This window comes from Nitratidesulfovibrio sp., assembly GCF_040373385.1.
Lineage (GTDB): Bacteria > Desulfobacterota > Desulfovibrionia > Desulfovibrionales > Desulfovibrionaceae > Cupidesulfovibrio.
In genome coordinates this window covers 400,338-417,684 of record NZ_JBDXXH010000001.1, presented here as the reverse complement: position 1 = coordinate 417,684, position 17,347 = coordinate 400,338, and the positions used below count along the sequence as shown (strand labels likewise).

The following is a 17,347-nucleotide window of genomic DNA, read 5'->3' as shown; positions in this document are numbered from 1 at the left end:
CCATGGAAATCGCAACGCGGATCGCAGGCTCTGCCGCCATCCTCTCCGTGAACGGGCGCATGGACGCCGTTACCGCTCCCGAATTCGAGAAAGCCTGCTTGGCGCTGCTGGAGCAGGGCCACGCCACGCAGGTGGCGGACCTTGCAGCCCTCGAATACATCAGCTCCGCAGGGCTGCGCAGCATCCTTTCCTCCGCCAAGAAGCTGAAGGCGGCGGGCGGCGGGCTGGCCTTCTGCGGGCTGACCGGCATGGTGGACGAGGTGTTCCGGGTTTCCGGCTTCATGAAGATGTTCCGCGTCCACCCCACGGTGGATGCGGCGCTGGAGGGATAATGGCCGCCCCCGTCTCGTTGCGCATCCCCGCCACGATGGAAAGCCTGGAACGGGCCCGCCTGTTCGTGCACAAGCAGGCCGCCTTGCTGGGCGTTGCTCCGGAACTGGCCGCCCGCCTGGATCTGGTAGTGGAGGAACTGCTGGTGAATGTGGGGAGCTACGCATACCCGGACGGGGGCGGTGATCTGGAGGTGGACTGCGTGTCCGACGAGGACACGGGCCGCTTCTGCCTGATCCTGCGCGACTGGGGCGTGCCCTTCGACCCGCTGGCACGGGAAACCCCCGACATCGAAGCCGGCATCGATGACCGGGACCCCGGCGGGCTCGGCATCTTCCTCGTCCGCGAGATGGCCGACCACTGCGCCTACCGCCGCACGGGCGACACCAACGAATTCATGGCCTGCTTCGCCACCACGTGAGGAAACATGCATCACGATTCCATTCATCTGCGCCTGTACGCCGACATGGCCTGGCTGCCGCTTGCACAGGGCGTGGCCGAACAGGGTGCCGCCGTCTTCGGGCTGGATCACGGCAAGACGCTGCGCCTGACCATGGCCGTGGAAGAGTTGCTGGCCTACCTTGCCGGGCAGTCCCCCGGTGACATGCTGGAAATCACCATCACCCGCCGGGCCTGCCACATACTCACCGAATTTGCCTTCGCTGCGCGCGATGCAGACCTGTGGGCCATGAACATCACGGCCTGCGGCATATCCTGCAGCGAAGAAAGCATGCAGGCCATGGGACTGCTGCTGGCCGCCCGCATGTGCGACGGGTTCGAGGTGCGCCGCCATGGCGGCCAGGTGGTGCTGAGCCTGCGCATGAACCGCTCGTACCCGGGGCTGGATGGCGAGCCCGTGGAGCACGTTGCCGCCCGTGGCGCGTTGCAGGTACGGACGGCGGACGATCCGGCGCGCATCAAGGAGGCCTGCCGACTTGCCTGCGGCCTGTACCCGCCCGCCCTTGTGCCCCCCTCGTTCGCCACGCCGGGCATGGTGGTGGACCAACTGCGCGCGGGCGACCTGCACGCCGCGCTGGCCGAGGACGCCGGGGGCGCCGTGCGCGGCTTCATCGTATGGATGCAGCGGTCCGAAGCCAGTGTCAGTTTTTGCGGCCCCTACGTCTTTGCCCGGGACGACGCACAGACGGCACGTGCCCTGACCGACCACCTTGTGGCTCAGGTGGCCCGCACAACCGCAAACGGCATCATCAGCGACCTGGCCACGGCAGACCTGCCCCCCGGAGAATTCGAGGCGTTGGGGGAACTACCCTTCACCGGCAACGACGACGTGCCCGCCCCGCTACCGGTATGGTACCGCGGCCTGCGCGAGGACAACGGCGTTACCGTATGGGCGCATGCCGGGTTGCGGCCTTTTCTGGAGCAGGCCTATGAACGACTGTTCCTGATGCGCGACATCCGGCCCACCCAGCCGGCGGGTGAACACCGCGACGCGCGCTCCGTCTTCGCAACGTCGCTCCGGCCACAGGCCAGCGTTGCCCTGATCACCCCCATGCTGGACGGCGCCGATGCGGGCGAGAACATCCGGCTGCACGCCGGAATGCTGCGCGCCGAAGGCTACCGCAACATCCTGCTGCATCTCGACCTGTCTGCGGGCTGGCAGGCCGACCTGCCCCCGCTGCTGGAAGAGACCGGATTCGCCCCTGTCATGGTTCTGCCCTTCGCCAGCCGCGCAGACGTGGTGGTGTACCAGCATGTGCGCGTTTGAACGACTGGTGCCGGAACACGTCCGGCGCTTCGAGGCATACACCCCCAGCAGGCCCGACCATGAGCTGATGCGCATGTACCGGGTGGACCACCTGCACCGGCTGAACAACAACGAGAACCCGCTGGGGCCGCCGCCGGAAGCGGCGCGCATCGTGCGCGGCTTTCCGCCGGAGCGGGTGCCCATCTATCCCAACGGCGATGCATGGGACCTGCGCCGCATCCTTGCCGGCCGGTTCGGGCTTGCGCCGGAACAATTCGTGGTGGGCAACGGTTCCTGCGAGCTCATTTCCAGCGTGATCAAGGCGTTCTGCACCACGGGCGACAACATCGTCACGGCGGACAAGACCTTTGCGGTGTACGAATGGGTGGCGGAATTCTCCGGCGTGGAGGCACGGCTGATTCCGTTGCGCGACTTCGGGTTCGATGCCGAGGGCATGCTGGCCGCCCGCGATGCGCGCACCAAGATCCTCTTCGTCTGCAACCCCAACAACCCTACCGGCACATGGTGGGACGCCGCCACGCTGACCCGTTTCCTCGACCGGGTGAACGGCGAGCAGATCGTGGTGCTGGACGAAGCCTACGCCGAATACGTGGACCGGCACGACTTTCCCCATGGCATCAGCCTGCTGGACAGGTATCCGAACCTCGTGATCTTCCGCACCTTCTCCAAGATGTACGCACTGGCCGGGCTGCGCATCGGCTACCTGTGCGGCACGCAGGAAGTGGTGGACATCATCCGCCGCACCCACGTTGTCTACTCGGTCAACTCCCTTGCCCAACAGGCTGCCGCAGCCGCGCTGCATGACGATGCCGCGTTCATTCGGCAGACGCGCGAAATGGTACGCGAGGGCAAAGGCCTGTTGCGCGAACTGTGCGACGGCCTGGGGCTGGATATGCAGTACGGCGAGGGCAACTACGTGATGATCAGGGTGCCGGAAGCAGACACCCTGATCTACCGAAAGCTGATGGCCCGGGGGGTAATGATCCGCACCATGACCGGGTTCCGATTTCCCGGCTGGATACGGGTCAGCGTGGTGCAAACCCCTGTGATGGAAGAGTTCTGCCATGCCTTGCGGGCAGTAGTGGGGGGCCGAAGGTAGGCCCCCCCCCACCCCGAGGCAACCATCGGGCACAGGTCCCCTGCGCTTCCGGTTGGGGACATCGATCCACTCCATCTCCACCCACCTGCGATCGACAAACCTGTCCACCTCGCCTTCGGGCACGCGCAGGCCGCTGCGCAGCCCGAGGCGTACCGCCGCGACTTCACCAGCACGGGTCAGGTTGTAGACGTGCCTGCGGGTGCATCGTCATTTTCCGCGCGTACTCGGACGGGGTGCCGTGGAGCAGGTGGAAGGCGCCGGGGCCTTCCGGTGCCATGGCCAGCCGGGCTGGCAGGCCGTGCTTGAAGCACGCGGAGTCCACCTTCAGCAGGCGCAACCAGCCGGGGATGCGCCTCCGGGAGCCGAGGAAGCATTCCTGCGGGGCGTAGGCCAGCGGAACCGGCTGGCTGCCCTTGCCCTGCGCGAGAAAATACGCCCCTTGCTGGCCGCGCAGAAGGCGTAGACCTCGCGGGTGCGCTGGCCCATGCGCCGGGCATGCTCGCTGCCAATCGAGGAGGGAAAAGAACGAAAAGGCCCGGTCACATCTGCTGCGAAAGGCGGCGCGCCCGGGGTCTCAACGCCGGGCTGGACCGGGCCATCCGCCTGCGGTTCCGCCAGTTCCGATACGTCTACCTCCCGAAGCAGCCGTGGCGAAAACGCCTGCGACTGCCGGTCCAGGTTCACCCGAAGCCGCAATCATCCGCCTGACAAAAGAAGTCCCCGGAACCAATTCCGGGGGCTTCGTGCAGACTGGGAGGTGTGGCAAGCGTTCGAGCAGAAGTAGCAGCCATTGCACTGCGAGTAGTGCTTTTTGGCCTCTTTGACCGCATCCTGGCAGTTCGTGACGTTTCCGAGATACAAGGCATTGGCCCCCTGCGGCATGTACGAACAGCCGTCCTTATGCACCTCGTGGTCCCCGTTGCTCTGCACGTTCTTGTTCACATACTAGGCGAACATGGGCTCCTCTCCGGTTAAGGTTTGGAGCCAGCTACCACATGCACTTACATCTTTATATCTTTGGCTGGGCATTCCCTTCCCTTTTCAATGGGCAACCCGAACGCCCTCGGCACACCTGGCCTGAGATAATCGGACAAGCCAAGTTCCCCAAGGATAGTGCGGCCCGCCAAGTCCCATTCAGCAGTTCTTGGCTCCGTCTGGATATCTGCCGCATCAGGGCAAGATGCAGCGACAACTCATCCGACTCGGAGAATGGAGGGGCTTGCCTTTCGCCGTATCCAAGGCCGGATTCTGACCATGAAACGTTCCACTCGCCGCAACGCGGGAAAGAACTGTGGGAGCATTCGGTATCGGAACATGGAGACGTAGGTTGGCACCCGCAAACGGGAAGGGATGTGCCGTCCTGCCCCGACGACGCTGACGAGGCCCACTTAGAAATCCGTATTATCCACGCGCAATGGATGAAAACGCCAAAGAGGCAGGGCATGGCTGCCCTGCCTCTCCTGGTGAGGTTCCTGGAGTAAACGCCCCTCCTGCGGGAGGAGGTTCCGCAGAAGGAACAGGGTTCCGCTCTGGCGGGGAAGGAGCGAGGCCGCGGGCGGAACCGTGCGGTTTACTTTTGTACCGGGATGACCTCGTTCAGGCAGCGGATGGCGTTCAGGGTGCGGGGGTATCCGACGTACGGCAGGAGCTGGGTCACCACATGCATCAACGTAGCCTTGTCGGTGCCCACGTTCAGGTTGCCCTGGATATGCCCCTTCAGCTGCGGCTCGACGCCCCCCAGTGCCACCAGCAGGGCAAACGTCAGCAGTTCCCGGGTTTTGATGTCGAGACCGTTCCGCGTATAGTAATCGCCGAAGCAGTTCGCCGACAGGAACTGCTGGATATGCATCTGGTCGGGGGGCGACTCCCGGTACATCCTTTCGATGCGCTCGCCGAAAATGGACTTCTGGAGCGCAAGGCCCTTTTCGTGCCGCGTTTCCGACGACGTCGTGGACTGTGGCTCAAGGGGAAGCGCCACCCCGCGCGCCGAAAGCACCTTGTTGGTGGCCGAGATGAAGTCGAAGGCCTGGCCCATGCCCACGTACGGCACCGCCTGGTAGACCACTTCCTTCGCTTCGACCGGCGTTACGCCGGCATTGAGCGCCGCCTCCAGCAGTATCCTGTACTCGTTCAGGGATTGCATGGCGATGAGCGAGGCCAGGATGGCCATGCTTCTCGTTCTGGCGTCCAGCGCTCCGTGCCGCAACACCTCGTCAAAGGCGAAGTTGCCGAATATCTCCACCAGCTCCGGATCAGTGGATGACAGCGGTGACGAGTAGCCAGGCAGAAGTGCCTCATGGTTCCGGACGGCTGCATCGCTCAGGCGTGGCGGCACCGCCTGCCCGGATTGGTAGCTGTGATATTCTTCATCCGTGACCGGTTGTAGCCACTGCACTGGCCCGTCCTGAGGATTGGTGCTGATGGCAAGATGCGCGAACCAACTGTCCGGCGTGGCGCCATGCCAGTGCTCCACTCCGGGTGCGATCTTGACGACGTCGCCGGGGCGCAGCAGCCGGATGGGCGTTCCTTTTGCCTGATAGTACCCCTGGCCCCTCGTCACGAGCAGTAGCTGTCCACCGGGATGCTTGTGCCAACTGTTGCGGCAGCCGGGCTCGAAGGTGACGTTGCCAATGGGGCTGTTGAAGGTCTTGTCTTCATCCACCAGCATGCTGAGCCAGACCCTGCCGGTGAAGTGCGGGCTTTTCAATTCGCTTCCTTTCGGGAACACTCCAACCGGGCTGTCCACGCGCACCTCTCCTGCGGCGTTCGCCTCCGCCGGGCCACATGCGAGAAAAAACATCGCGGCCACGGCCGCCAGAATCGACATCATCATCCCTGTCATACCTCCTGCTGGGCCTGTCACGGGCTAAACGGCGACCAGTTCGTATGTGCCGCTGCCCATGCCCATGATTTTCATGTATTCGAGTTGGCGCAGGCCGCTACGGCTTTCGATGCGCTCCACCAACGTCTGCCTTTGCGGTGCGGGCAGCGCGTACACCATGTCGATGGAGGCCTGATCCACGGCAAGGATATCCGTCGAAGCGAGAATGCCGATGTCCGGAGTGACCACCGGGGCGGCGGTCACTCCCGCGCAATCGCAATCCACGGACATGTTCCGCAGTACGTTGATGTAGGTGATGCGCGGGCCGAAGTGGTCGACAATGGCCTTGCCCCCCTCCACCATGCGCTCCATGAAGTTCGGGCCGCCGGGCCACTGTTCCTGACCTTCGCGATGCAACTGCGCCTTCCCCACCTTGCCGGAGGCGCAGCCGATGGAAATGTTCTTCAGGGAACCGCCGAATCCGCCCATGGTATGCCCCTTGAAATGGGTAAGCACCAGCATTGAATCGTAATTCATGATGTTTCTGCCCACGGCCAGATCCTTGAACCACTTGCCGCCAACAACAGGCAGATGCACGTCGCCATCCGCGTCCATGATGTCCACGGGGCTGAAGTCCCACCCGTTCGTAGCCAGGGTTTGCCGGTGCCCTTCGGTGGTTTGCCGGGGGCTGGGGTACAGCACGTTGCACTCCACGATGGTGGGGCTGGGCACGTCGGGCAGCAGGGCCCTGACCCATTCGCGCGGTATGATGTTCGGCCCGTTGGGCTCACCGGTATGCAGTTTGACCGCCACCTTGCCCGTCATGCCGTGGTTGACCCTGGCGTAGATGTTCCGCAGTCCTTCGGCGCTCAGATCCTTGGTGAAGAAGACCGGCGATGTGCTTTCGGGTGCGGCAAAGGCCACCCCCGTTGCGGCTGCGCCCGACAGGGCCAGGGCCCCCACGGCCAGAGTGCTGCCTTTCAGGAAAGTACGGCGCGAGATATGTCCGGACATGGGCTTCTCCTTGTGCTAACGGGCAACATGGCTCCATTGCCTTGCAGGATAGGCCACGGGCATCCGGGGGAGTAGACATGTTCCTGCCTATTCCTTGCCTGATCCTCCCTTGCGGGCTCCAGGGAAGTCTTTCCCCATCCTCTTCAGCCATCGCTGTCACAGTTGTTGCTTCGCCCACAACAGGCGGCGGTCGACCCCTGGCGCGGGCGGCAAGGCGGTGCTTTCGGCCCGACGCACGAGGCCCCCGGACTTAATGGATGAATCCGGGGGCCAGCAGGGGGTCATGCGTTGCGGGAGTATCAATCAGATTCGCCTGTGTTCAAGGTTGCCCTCCACGTGGATCGCGGCCAAGGGGCGGGCGGGGCAAACGTATTCACACGCGCCGCAACCGTTGCACCGCTCGGCATCCACCACGGGCTTTTTGGGTTCGTCGTCCTTCCCCACGAGCGTGATGGCCCGAGGCGGGCAGTTCCGCGCGCACGCCGTGCAGGCCACCTTGTCCGTGGTCGCGATGCACCGGTCAAGGTTCACCACGGCCCGCCCAATCTGCGTGGCCGTCTTCTCTGCCGCACTGATGGGACGAATGGCCCCAGTGGGGCAGACGGTCGAACATTGCACGCAATTCACTCGGCAATAGCCGCGTTCGAAGGCCAGAGTGGGTTGCAGCATGCCGCTGCCTATGTCGAAAGCCTTCAGAACCTGATTGGGACAGGCGGAAACGCAAAGCTGACACCCGGTGCACCGCGCCGAGAAGGCACGCAGGGATCGCGACCCCGGCGGGGTTATGGGGGTCTGGCGTTCTGGCCCCTGCTTGCGGACCAGGGCCGGGACGCTCTTGTCACGGCTTCTGGCCAGAGCCGGAACGGGCGCGGCAAGGCCGATCGCCGCCGCAAGCATGCTGCGGCGGACGGGGTCTGGCTGTGTGGCCCTTGTGGGCCTGTCGGTCGGCTTCCTCCGTGTCGGCACATAGCTGATGGCCGAGTGGCGGCATGCGCCAATACAATTGAAGCAACTGACGCAACGGCTGCCGTCGATGGTTCCCGAGGTGGCATCGATGCACGAGGCCTTGCATCTCCGGGCGCACAGCCCGCAGTTTGCGCACTTCGCCATATCCAGGCGGGGCCTGATCAGGGCAAGGGGGCTCAAAAGGCCAAGAACGGTGCCCACCGGGCATAGGGTGTTGCACCAGGTACGCCCTAAGCGCCATGCAAGCACCCCGATGACGGCGAGGGTGGCGGTTGCCGCCGTCAGCGCGGCCATCCCCTTCTGCCATACCGGGGTGGGAGCCACATCGTAGTTGCCTGCCCGCTCGGAAGCCCAGGCCAGCGCGTTACTGCCCGTTGCCCAGATGGGGGCCAGAAGGTCCGTGGCGATGCGCCCGAAAGCGCTATATGGCTCAAGGATTGCGAAAACCAGCGGCACACCAGCCAGCAGGGCCAGCACGAAAGTTCCCAACACAAACAGCCGCAACCCTGTCCGTGGGGGCGCGTACCTGAAGCGGTATTTCTTGCCCCGCGCGGCAATGACATCCTGCAACACTCCAAGCGGGCAGAGCACGGAACAGTATACGCGTCCGAATACCAGCGTAAGGGCAAGCAGTCCGGCCACCACCCCCAGGCTGCCAGCAAGCAAGGCCGGGACAAGTTGCATCCGGGCCAGCACGGCAAGCGAAGGTGAAAGCTCTCCGCTAACATCAACGAACAGAAGGCATATTCCGGCAAGACACAGCGTGGCCAGAATCACTCGTATGGTCCTAAGCATGGCTTACCCTTGCCGTATCCTGAGGTTTTCGACGAATTTTCCCAGGCGGGCCATTTCTTCCGGAATGGGGATCATCTGCGGACAGTGCTCCACGCATTTGTTGCACCCGGTGCACCGGGCGGCCTGACGCAATTCCGGCACCGCCCGCCCGTACTCCACAAGGAAGGCGCGGCGGGCCCGCTCATACTCCGGATCGCGCTGCCCTTTGGGTACCTGTTCGTCGTCGAGGCAGCGGTTGTAGTGCGCGAACACGGCGGGAATATCCACGCCATACGGGCAGGGCATGCAGTAGCCACAGGTGGTGCAACGGATATTCGACTGCGTTAGGAAGACATCCAGCGCCTTCTTCAATACCAGGAGTTCCTGCTCGGAAAGCGGCTCCAGCGGCGCGAAGGTGCGCAGATTGTCCTGCAGGTGTTCCATGTAGGTCATGCCGCTGAGAACACTGAGCACGTTGGGCAGGCCCGCAGCATAGCGGAGGGCCCAGGACGCCCCGGTGGCCTGCGGGCGCTCGGCCTGAAGAACGGCCAGGGCCTTCTTGTTCAAGCGCGCCAGCCGCCCCCCCAGCAAGGGTTCCATGACCACCAGCGGCAAACCGCTGGCCAGCATCTTCTCGTATGTCCACTGGATGGGCGCGGGATTCTTGGAGACGAACCGCGCGATGTTGGGCGGCGGGTCGTATTTGTGGAGCAGGTCGTGGTAATTCAACTGTACCTGGGCGAAATCCCATTGCACGGGACGACTCAGGATATACTCCAGCATTTCCTTGTCGCCGTGGAACGACCACCCCAGGTTGCGTATGCGCCCCTGCTTCTTCTGCTCCAGAAGGTAGTCGAGCACTTTTTCTTCTTCGTAGACCTTCTTGTAGTTGTCGACGCTCTGAAGATTGTGCAGCAGATAGTAGTCGAAGTATTCAACTTGGCACCTGCCGAGCTGCGTCTCGAACATCTCCTTGGCCTGCGCCAGGGTGGGGTTAAGCCTGCCCGGCATCTTGGTGGCCAGGTAGAAACGCTCACGGGGGTGCCGCTTCAGGGCTTTGCCGATCATGACTTCGGACATGCCCCGGTGGTAGGTGTAGGCCGTGTCGAAATAGTTGACCCCGTGCGCCAGAGCATAATCCACCAAGCCGAACGCGACGGCTTCATCTATTTCCGTGCCGCTCGGGCCGGATGCATCTGGTAGCATGGGAAAGCGCATGCACCCGAACCCCAGAAGGGACACCTTGTCACCGCTTCCGGGATGTACACGACAGGTCATCCTGTCGGTGGGGGGCTCCGGCAACAGAGCTTCGAAACTGGGCAACAGCCTGAGTTTGTCGAGGCTGTACAGCACGGCCCCGCCTGTTACTCCCGCCCCTGCGGCCTTCAGCAGCGTGCGCCGGGAAACGCCCGGAGCGCGCTCCTTCTGCTTGGCGGCTTTGTTTTCACCATCGACTTTTTTCTTCTGCATCGGCGCCTCTCTCGGACTGGTATGCTCGTCGTCCGTTTCCTCGACTTCATTTGAATGCGGGATGGACTCTTCGTCGGAACCATTGGAAGCCTTGCGACATGTGGACTGCCGGATGCAGCATCCACGTTCGAAGTGGATACGGCGGGATGAAATGGGTGCGTACCCTTCCCCTGCGCCCCGCCGATCAGACGTGAAGGTTCCGCGTGAAGAACTCCGACAGATTTGCAACTGCGGGAGTGACGAATTGGGGCTTGTCGTACATGTCGATGTGCGTCGCGCCATCAACGATGAAAAGTTCCCTGGGGTCTTTGGCCTTTTGGTACGCTTCTTCACTCCAGAACAGGGTGACCGCCTTTGAGCCTGCCATGAGCAGGATCGGGCACGGCGAAATCGTCTCGACCTGTGCCGAAGGGGAAGAAGGCCATCTGCTGGGCCAGACTGGAAAAAATGTACCTGTTGGGTGAATTCGGATGCTGGGCGCGTTTCGTCCGGCAGTATTCGTACCCTTCACGGTAGAGGTCGGACGTGGTTTCAGTGAACTGCGCGTCCGAGTCGGGGACCACCGGCATGTAGCGTACGGCTTCTCCCCGCGCCTCTCGGGTACGTTGCGCCCCGATCTCTCCCAGTCGTTTCATGCGATCTTCATATGAGATGGAACCCATGCCCTCTCGACGCGCGGCCCCCAGATCGAACATGCTGACTGTGGCGACAGCCCTGACCCTGAGTTCCGTCTGCGCCGAACTGATGGCGTAGCCTCCGCCTGCACAGATGCCCAGCGATCCGATGTTGTCCGGTTCGACCTGGGATGGTTGCTCAGGAAGTCTATCGCGGAACTGATGCCCCCGAGGCGAGCGGCGGGAACTTCCATCAGCCGGGGCTCGCCACCGCTCTCCCCCTGGTACGAGGCGTCATACGCAAGGGTGACGAAGCCCTGTTCGGCAAGCTTGAGGGCATACAACCCGGAGGTCTGTTCCTTGACCCCGCCGAAGGGATGGGTGACGACGATGGCTGGGTACTTCTTGCCTGCGTCGAAGCCCGCAGGCTTGAACAGGTTGCCAACTACCTTCGTCCCCAGGTTTCTGTTCGGAAACGTGACGCGTCCATCCCGATGCTTCCGTTGGAATATCCGACCACCATCGGCGCCGTGGGCGTCGGTTGAAGTTCCATGGTCGCGGCCAACGCGTTCGCAGGGACACCCAGTCCGCTGCCCACGGCCACAGCGCCGGTCAGGGCACACAGGGATGCCTTGATGAACGCGCGCCTCTGCATGTCATGCTTGTTGTCGGTATCCATTTTACCTCCGGGGCCTGCCGTTCGCGGGTGTGTTGGCGCTCGGCTGGCTGCGCGGCCCCGTGGGGGCGCGAAAGACGTTCACGGAGTTCCGCGAAGTGGTCGCGATGGCCTCAGGCGGCTGCCATCTTGTCCTCCAGCGCATTCACCAACGAGCGAGGAGCGAGCCCCTCGGCCACGGGCGTCCCTTCAAGGAAATGCGACGGCGGAGACGCCGCTTAAATTCCGCTGCCCAGCGCATGGGCGTGGGACATGGCCCGGCTTCCGACGATATCTCCCTTCTTCCACGCGCCAACGCCAAGAACCACGCCTTGCTCCTCCACCTCATCAAGACAGTAGAGAAAGCCACGAAATTCCTCGATGGTGCGCGCCATCATCATCTCGTCGCCATCAGCTGCGCTGACGATGAAGTAAAAGTCCTTGCCCCTGATCTCGGTGTACTTGGCCACGGTCCTGTCGATGAGGGTCTTCAACTGGCCGTTCATGGTGTAGAAATAGACCGGGGTGGCCAAGACGATCACATTTGCGGCGATCATCGAATCGAGAATGCCCGCCATGTCGTCCTTCAGGATGCATTCTCCGTCGTGTTGGCGGCAATGCTCGCACCCCAGACAATGGCCGATCTTCCTGTCGCGCAAATAGACCGTCTCCACCTCGTGCCCCGCGCCGTGCGCGCCCTGCATGAACTGTTCGCACAGCAGGTCGGAATTTCCGCCCTTGCGGGGGCTGGACGCCAGAATCAGCACCTTCTTCATTGCATACCTCCAGAATTGGCCAGAACGGCTATTTCTGAATTCCCGTCGCACGCAGCCATGCGGCGACCTCGTCTTTCGCGGAGGCAGCCCGGCTGCCCCGGACGGCAAGCCCTTCGACCACCGTCGAATTGGGGCACAGCGCCCTGACATCCCCCATGCTTCTGCCCAAGGCGCTTCCTTCGTGGGTGATGAACGGGGCAACGATCTTGCCCGACAGGTCGTGCTCGGACAGGAAGGTCATCACCGGCGGCGCGATGGTGCCCCACCAGTTCGGTGAACCGATGAACACCACGTCATACGGTGCGATGTTTTCGACCTTGCCGCGCAACGGAGGCTTGTATCCCGCTTCGAGTTCCTTCTTGGCCTGCACCGTCGTCGCCTTGTACTCGTCGGGATACGGGACGACAGTCTGAATCTCGAAGTTCTCCCCGCCGACAAGGGACTGGATGTGCGCGGCGATGGCGCGGGTATTGCCGGTTCTGGAGTAGTAGGCGATCAATATTCTTGGCATGCTGCCCCCTTTGCCTTCCTCTCCCGCCACAGTGTTTGCCGCCAGGGAGGAAAGCGCCGCAGGAAAATGGCTGGCGAACAGTCCCGCGGCGACGAACTTCAGGGTACGGCGCCGTTGCTCGCGGGCAACCCGGTCTATGACGTGCTGGTCTTTCATTGCGGCTCCTTTGTGCGCAATCGCGTTTTTTTCACTGGAAGATATACCCACGGCTTCGGCCGCCCTCCAGATACGATCCTGCCTGCTTGTTGCCTATTCCTCTTTTCACCGGAATGGACTGGAATTCCGGGAGTCCATCCGCAAGCGCCGTTGCGGGCGCAAGCGAAGGATTCCGGCAGGCTGCCCCCAGAAGAATTTTTGCGAAAAGGAGCCAACCCGTGCGCACTCCTTACTTCCACGAGGCGTCACGGCGAAACGCGCCGCACGATCCGGGCCGCCTGACATGCCGCGCGCATGACGGGGCGGAAATGGGGGGGGGCGGATGATGCAGGCGGGGACGGGGCGCGAAGCCCAGGACGTGTGACGGGATGCCATCTGCCCCGGAATTGGGCTTTCTGGCGGGGCAGACAGGGTGTGCGGGGAGCCGGGCAGGCGGGCGGGTATCCGGTGTATCGACATGCCCCGCCAAGCATCATGATGCAAGGGGGGGGCATTCCCCCCCTCGATGCATTCGCTACGTATGGCTAGACATCACGGGCGGTGATGCTCTCCGCCGTGGCGCTCAGCAGCCTCGGGTCTGCTGTTTGCCACCGCAGCCCCTTGATGTCGCGCAGGGGCGGCGCACCGAAGAGGCGGCTGTATTCACGATTGAACTGGGAATTGCTCTCGTAGCCGACCTTGAACGCCGCCGATGCGGCATCCAGATGCTCCGCGAACATCATTCGCCGCGCTTCGTGGAGCCTCAGCCGCTTCTGGAACTGCAACGGACTCATGGCCGTCAGTTCCCGGAAATGGCGATGAAAGGCCGAGGTGCTCATCCGGGCGTACCCCGCCAGATCCTCGACGCGCAACGGCCGGGTGTAGTTTTCCTTCAGCCATTCGATGGCCAGCGCAAGGGTGTTGCTCTGGGTGCCTATGGCCCCGAGTTGCCTCAGGCGGGGCCCCTGATCACCGACAAGCAGGCGGTAGACGATCTCCTTCTGGATCAGGGGGGCAAGAATCGGAATGTCCTCCGGCACGTCCAGAAGCGCCAGCATCCGCTGAAACGCACTGAGCATGCTTTCATTGACCCGGCTCACGGCCATGCCCCGGCTGGTCTGTTGCACCCGGGGCATGGGCAGCTTGCTGTCCACCAGAAGCTGCGAAATCATCCGGGGGTCAAGCTTCAGCATCAGTCCAAGATAGGGTTTTTCCGGGCTTGCCTCGATAACCTGGGCAACTATGGGCAGATCCACCGAAGCGATCAGATAGTGGTCCGCGTCATAGGTGTACAATTCCTCCCCCAGCAGGACACGCTTGGCCCCTTGGGCCACTAGGCACAGACTGGGTTCGTGCATGTAGCTGGTCTGTTCGGTAGGGGCCTCCCAGCGCCCCAGTGAAAGGGCCGGGATGGGGGTGATGACGCGATGCGCCTTTGCGGTGAGCCGCCCGATGGTCTCCGCCAGCGACTGGCGCAAGGCGGTCATGTCCTCGGAAGCTGCCGGAACGGATTCGCTGGTGAGTTCATGCTCTGCCATGGGGGTTCCTCCTTGTTCTGGCTGAATTCTAGCACAAGCCTGCGCGAGGGAATACGGCGCCGCGTTCAACCGCATGCCGGGCATGCCGCCATCTCCTGTGGGCTTCACGATGCGTTCACGCACCGCTTTCCGCCACATGGTGGAGTGTCCACCTGTTGTTGAAGTACCTGGCCACCTACAAGATGGCCTTGGCGATCCAGTCCGGGAACATGGCCATGCCCGGCAGTACCTCAAACATCGCCAGGGTCCCCGCGCCGACGATGGCGGTGATGGCCGCCGTTCCGAACGTGCATGCCGCCAACTCGGTCCGATTCCTATCCTGACATGCGGCCATCGGCCTGCTTCGTGGTTTTCCACCAAGCGTCGAACAGTTGCGACTCGTTGTCCATGTCGACCACTTCACCGATGCGCGGGGTCAGCAGCCTGAAAGGCTTCTCCGCGCTTGCAGCGGCAATCCTTTCATAGGGGGCATCCCAGGCATGGTTGGATATGCAGAACCGCCCGGAGTGGACCGGCAGCAGAGCCCGCGCGCGAAGGTCCATCGCCCCCTGAACCGCTTCTTCCGGCATCATGTGGATGTTTTTCCAGTTCGGGTCGTATTGCCCATTTTCCATGATGGCCAGGTCCACCGTGCCGAATCTCTCGCCAATCTGCGCAAAATGAGGGCCGTACCCACTATCGCCACTGTAGAACACCCTGCGCCCGGCCGTTTCGATCATGAAGCCTGCCCAGAGTGTCTTGTTGCGGCTGATCCAGCGGCCCGAAAAGTGCCGCGCCGGCAAAACGTGGACGAGCAGGTTCCGCCCGGCCTGTACACTTTCGTACCAGTCGGCCTCGTGGATGATGGCCGGATCGAATCCCCATTCCTCCAGGATGGCACCGACGCCCAGCGGGCAGACGACGGCCTTCACCTTGGGGCGCAGGGCGGTCAGCGTCGCATGGTCCAGATGGTCCCAATGGTCGTGGGAAATGATAAGGCAGTCGATCTCCGGCATCGCGTGGGCTGCGTAGGGGTAATCTCCGCCAAAGGCCCTGTTCATGAAAAAGAACGGAGCCGCATAGGAGCCGAACACGGGGTCGATCAGAACGGTGTGGTCGCCGGTGCGCAGGAAAAGCGACGAGTGCCCCAACCAGACCGCGGCCTCGTCACGCCCCGCCAATGCCCTTAAATCCGTGCCGACCATGGGCAGGGGATGGTCCGGCTTCAGCCGGTCCTTGGGCACGAACAGGAAGTCCCACATGGAGGACACCTTTCCCCCTTCGCCGGTGAAGAGTTCTGTGGGCAGTTGGTTGTGAAACTCGCCGCCTGCATGGTTCGGCGAAGTCCTGATGCGTTCCAGCCGTTGCCCATCAGGAAGCGGGCCGATCTTGGGCTGGAGCGCGCAGGACCCCGCCGCCGCGCATGACAGGCCCACCAGCGTCAGCATCCTTCGCCGCGTCAGTTTCATACTGTTCCACGTCATCGTGTGTTCATCCCTGTTGCCGCGCAGTGGCCTGGCGGCTTTTTCCCATGCGTGCTGCTATTCGAAGTCGCACGCCGCCGAAACCGCGCTCCACGCCGCGTATTCCGCGCGGCGTTCCGCGAGATGCTTGTCGATGGTGCTCACTGCGGCCTTGCCCGCCAGCAGCCGCAAGGGAGGATTCGGGGAGGTCACGGCCTGCATCACGGCCTTGGCGAACCTGGCCGGGTCGCCGGGCTGCTTGCCGTGCTGGGAGACCATGAGATTGTACAAGGCGGCGCGCTGCTCCCGGTAGTCGTCGATCTCCAGATCGGAGAAGGCGAATGAGGTCGCCGTGTTGAAGAAGTCGGTGCGGAAGGCTCCCGGCTCGATGATCATGCAGCGGATGCCGTATGGCGCGAGATCAACGTGCATTCCCTCCAGCCAGCCTTCGAGGGCGAACTTGGAGGCGCTGTAGACGGAGCCGCCCCCCACGGCGCGAACGCCTGAGGTGGAGCTGACTCCGATGATCAACCCCGACCGCTGGCTTCGCATGATCGGCAGGACCTCGCGGGTCAGCTTCATGGCGCCGAAGAGGTTGGTCTCCATCTGCTTGCGGATGAGCGTCTCGGACATTTCCTCGAAGTATCCGATGAGTCCGTACCCCGCGACATGGGCCAGAACGTCGATGCGCCCGAAGCGCTCCATTGCGGCCGCCACCGCGGCGCGAACCTGCGCGTCATCCGTGACGTCGAGCTTCACGGGAAGCAGGTCGGGAGACTCGCCGAGGGCCTGGATGACGGATTCGGGATTGCGCGCGGCCGCAACAACCTTGTTGCCCAAGGCAAGGGCTTCACGGGCGGTGGCTGCGCCAAGCCCCTTGTTGGCTGCGGTGATGAACCAGACCTTTTGTGTGTCGTTGCTCATTTTCTATTCCTCTCGCTTTTGACGTTGCGTTGATAAAAACTATCCACGGAGCAAAAGGAAAGGTAGACACGATCCTGCCCGATTCTTGCCTGATTCTACCTGCGACGATGCCTCCTGACAGCGACCAAGGGGAACCTGCGAAACCAGAGGCCGCAGGGGGGCGGGTCCTGTTTTTCTGCAATTCTCCGAGAGTGATCGGGGCGCGCGTGCCCCCCACTCCAGAGCCGCACGAGAAAACGAAAAGGCACAGAGCAAAAGCCAACCTGCTGCCAATCATGCGAGTGTGTGTGGCACGACCACCCCAGGAAACGAAACGGGGCAGCGTGGTTATCACGCCGCCCCACCAGAATTGCCTAATCCAGACTCTTGCGGAAGCACTGCCAGACCACCTCCTGCCGCTCATCGCCCCCCCGCCTTCCAACTCGGCGCCTCCCTTTCCTGAACGCCGGGAATGGGAATCTGCCGCGGGCATTTTTCAAGCCCCCCCCCCCGCAGGCGATGCACTGCGGGACAAAGCCTGGTTCGTCACCGGTCACCGTACCGATCGTGAAG

General features: G+C 62.9%; 17 protein-coding genes. 5 read left to right on the top strand and 12 right to left on the bottom strand.

Annotation, left to right across the window (positions count from 1 at the left end; all coding sequences use genetic code 11):
- The first annotated feature begins 2 nt into the window (after nucleotides 1–2).
- From ABWO17_RS01770 to hisC, 4 genes are read left to right on the top strand one after another with little or no spacing between them, the layout of a single operon-like run.
- Nucleotides 3–332, top strand: a complete 330-nt coding sequence (locus ABWO17_RS01770; protein WP_353115452.1) for an STAS domain-containing protein — start codon at nucleotides 3–5, stop codon at nucleotides 330–332.
- The gene (locus ABWO17_RS01765) at nucleotides 332–751 is read left to right on the top strand and encodes an ATP-binding protein (protein WP_353115450.1); all 420 of its coding nucleotides are present in this window, start codon (nucleotides 332–334) and stop codon (nucleotides 749–751) included. The genes ABWO17_RS01770 and ABWO17_RS01765 overlap by 1 nt, the downstream gene beginning before the upstream one ends.
- A gap of 6 nt (nucleotides 752–757) precedes the next feature.
- Entirely contained in the window at nucleotides 758–2,056 is a 1,299-nt protein-coding gene (locus tag ABWO17_RS01760) for a hypothetical protein (RefSeq protein WP_353115448.1), read from the top strand.
- Nucleotides 2,043–3,155 (top strand): histidinol-phosphate transaminase, encoded by a 1,113-nt coding sequence (hisC, locus tag ABWO17_RS01755; protein ID WP_353115446.1) that lies wholly within the window; start codon nucleotides 2,043–2,045, stop codon nucleotides 3,153–3,155. The genes ABWO17_RS01760 and hisC overlap by 14 nt, the downstream gene beginning before the upstream one ends.
- Before the next feature lie 163 nt (nucleotides 3,156–3,318).
- On the opposite strand, the gene ABWO17_RS01750 is transcribed toward hisC, so the two are convergent.
- The 6 genes from ABWO17_RS01750 to ABWO17_RS01725 all read right to left on the bottom strand — a co-directional run bounded on the left by ABWO17_RS01750 (nucleotide 3,319) and on the right by ABWO17_RS01725 (nucleotide 10,835).
- Nucleotides 3,319–3,549, bottom strand: a complete 231-nt coding sequence (locus ABWO17_RS01750) for a terminase gpA endonuclease subunit (protein ID WP_353115942.1) — start codon at nucleotides 3,547–3,549, stop codon at nucleotides 3,319–3,321.
- A 1,176-nt stretch (nucleotides 3,550–4,725) separates the two neighbouring features.
- Entirely contained in the window at nucleotides 4,726–5,988 is a 1,263-nt protein-coding gene (locus ABWO17_RS01745; protein WP_353115444.1) for a cupin domain-containing carboxymuconolactone decarboxylase family protein, read from the bottom strand.
- Nucleotides 5,989–6,021: 33 nt separating this feature from the next.
- Complete coding sequence (locus tag ABWO17_RS01740) at nucleotides 6,022–6,990, bottom strand: DUF362 domain-containing protein (RefSeq protein WP_353115442.1); 969 nt, start codon at nucleotides 6,988–6,990, stop codon at nucleotides 6,022–6,024.
- A gap of 303 nt (nucleotides 6,991–7,293) precedes the next feature.
- Nucleotides 7,294–8,733 carry a 4Fe-4S dicluster domain-containing protein gene (locus tag ABWO17_RS01735; protein WP_353115440.1) on the bottom strand — a complete coding sequence of 480 codons (1,440 nt, stop codon included), beginning with the start codon at nucleotides 8,731–8,733 and terminating at the stop codon, nucleotides 7,294–7,296.
- 21 nt (nucleotides 8,734–8,754) lie between these two features.
- Complete coding sequence (locus tag ABWO17_RS01730) at nucleotides 8,755–10,200, bottom strand: aldo/keto reductase (protein ID WP_353115438.1); 1,446 nt, start codon at nucleotides 10,198–10,200, stop codon at nucleotides 8,755–8,757.
- Between the two features lie 329 nt (nucleotides 10,201–10,529).
- Nucleotides 10,530–10,835: a hypothetical protein gene (locus ABWO17_RS01725; protein WP_353115436.1), complete on the bottom strand. Its 306-nt coding sequence runs from the start codon at nucleotides 10,833–10,835 to the stop codon at nucleotides 10,530–10,532.
- Nucleotides 10,836–11,005: 170 nt separating this feature from the next.
- On the opposite strand from ABWO17_RS01725, the gene ABWO17_RS01720 reads away from it, so the two are divergent.
- A complete protein-coding gene (locus tag ABWO17_RS01720) occupies nucleotides 11,006–11,359 on the top strand; it encodes a hypothetical protein (RefSeq protein WP_353115434.1) in 354 nt (117 codons plus the stop codon).
- Nucleotides 11,360–11,708: 349 nt separating this feature from the next.
- On the opposite strand, the gene ABWO17_RS01715 is transcribed toward ABWO17_RS01720, so the two are convergent.
- The 6 genes from ABWO17_RS01715 to ABWO17_RS01690 all read right to left on the bottom strand — a co-directional run bounded on the left by ABWO17_RS01715 (nucleotide 11,709) and on the right by ABWO17_RS01690 (nucleotide 16,795).
- On the bottom strand, nucleotides 11,709–12,245 hold the full coding sequence (locus tag ABWO17_RS01715) for a flavodoxin family protein (protein ID WP_353115432.1): 537 nt from the start codon (nucleotides 12,243–12,245) through the stop codon (nucleotides 11,709–11,711).
- 28 nt (nucleotides 12,246–12,273) lie between these two features.
- Entirely contained in the window at nucleotides 12,274–12,912 is a 639-nt protein-coding gene (locus ABWO17_RS01710; protein WP_353115430.1) for a flavodoxin, read from the bottom strand.
- Between the two features lie 524 nt (nucleotides 12,913–13,436).
- Complete coding sequence (locus ABWO17_RS01705) at nucleotides 13,437–14,429, bottom strand: AraC family transcriptional regulator (RefSeq protein ID WP_353115428.1); 993 nt, start codon at nucleotides 14,427–14,429, stop codon at nucleotides 13,437–13,439.
- A gap of 175 nt (nucleotides 14,430–14,604) precedes the next feature.
- Nucleotides 14,605–14,730, bottom strand: coding sequence for a hypothetical protein (locus ABWO17_RS01700; protein WP_353115426.1), 126 nt, complete (start codon nucleotides 14,728–14,730; stop codon nucleotides 14,605–14,607).
- A gap of 13 nt (nucleotides 14,731–14,743) precedes the next feature.
- A complete protein-coding gene (locus ABWO17_RS01695; RefSeq protein ID WP_353115424.1) occupies nucleotides 14,744–15,877 on the bottom strand; it encodes an MBL fold metallo-hydrolase in 1,134 nt (377 codons plus the stop codon).
- A 72-nt stretch (nucleotides 15,878–15,949) separates the two neighbouring features.
- A complete protein-coding gene (locus ABWO17_RS01690; RefSeq protein ID WP_353115422.1) occupies nucleotides 15,950–16,795 on the bottom strand; it encodes an SDR family oxidoreductase in 846 nt (281 codons plus the stop codon).
- Nucleotides 16,796–17,347: the final 552 nt, after the last annotated feature.

Bases quoted from the DNA above. Each gene is read 5' to 3' on its own strand.
- ABWO17_RS01770 (WP_353115452.1), top strand. From the start codon at position 3: ATGGAAATCGCAACGCGGATCGCAGGCTCTGCCGCCATCCTCTCCGTG.
- ABWO17_RS01765 (WP_353115450.1), top strand. From the start codon at position 332: ATGGCCGCCCCCGTCTCGTTGCGCATCCCCGCCACGATGGAAAGCCTG.
- ABWO17_RS01760 (WP_353115448.1), top strand. From the start codon at position 758: ATGCATCACGATTCCATTCATCTGCGCCTGTACGCCGACATGGCCTGG.
- hisC (WP_353115446.1), top strand. From the start codon at position 2,043: ATGTGCGCGTTTGAACGACTGGTGCCGGAACACGTCCGGCGCTTCGAG.
- ABWO17_RS01745 (WP_353115444.1), bottom strand. From the start codon at position 5,988: ATGATGATGTCGATTCTGGCGGCCGTGGCCGCGATGTTTTTTCTCGCA.
- ABWO17_RS01740 (WP_353115442.1), bottom strand. From the start codon at position 6,990: ATGTCCGGACATATCTCGCGCCGTACTTTCCTGAAAGGCAGCACTCTG.
- ABWO17_RS01730 (WP_353115438.1), bottom strand. From the start codon at position 10,200: ATGCAGAAGAAAAAAGTCGATGGTGAAAACAAAGCCGCCAAGCAGAAG.
- ABWO17_RS01725 (WP_353115436.1), bottom strand. From the start codon at position 10,835: ATGAAACGACTGGGAGAGATCGGGGCGCAACGTACCCGAGAGGCGCGG.
- ABWO17_RS01720 (WP_353115434.1), top strand. From the start codon at position 11,006: ATGGTTGCTCAGGAAGTCTATCGCGGAACTGATGCCCCCGAGGCGAGC.
- ABWO17_RS01715 (WP_353115432.1), bottom strand. From the start codon at position 12,245: ATGAAGAAGGTGCTGATTCTGGCGTCCAGCCCCCGCAAGGGCGGAAAT.
- ABWO17_RS01710 (WP_353115430.1), bottom strand. From the start codon at position 12,912: ATGAAAGACCAGCACGTCATAGACCGGGTTGCCCGCGAGCAACGGCGC.
- ABWO17_RS01705 (WP_353115428.1), bottom strand. From the start codon at position 14,429: ATGGCAGAGCATGAACTCACCAGCGAATCCGTTCCGGCAGCTTCCGAG.
- ABWO17_RS01695 (WP_353115424.1), bottom strand. From the start codon at position 15,877: ATGAAACTGACGCGGCGAAGGATGCTGACGCTGGTGGGCCTGTCATGC.
- ABWO17_RS01690 (WP_353115422.1), bottom strand. From the start codon at position 16,795: ATGAGCAACGACACACAAAAGGTCTGGTTCATCACCGCAGCCAACAAG.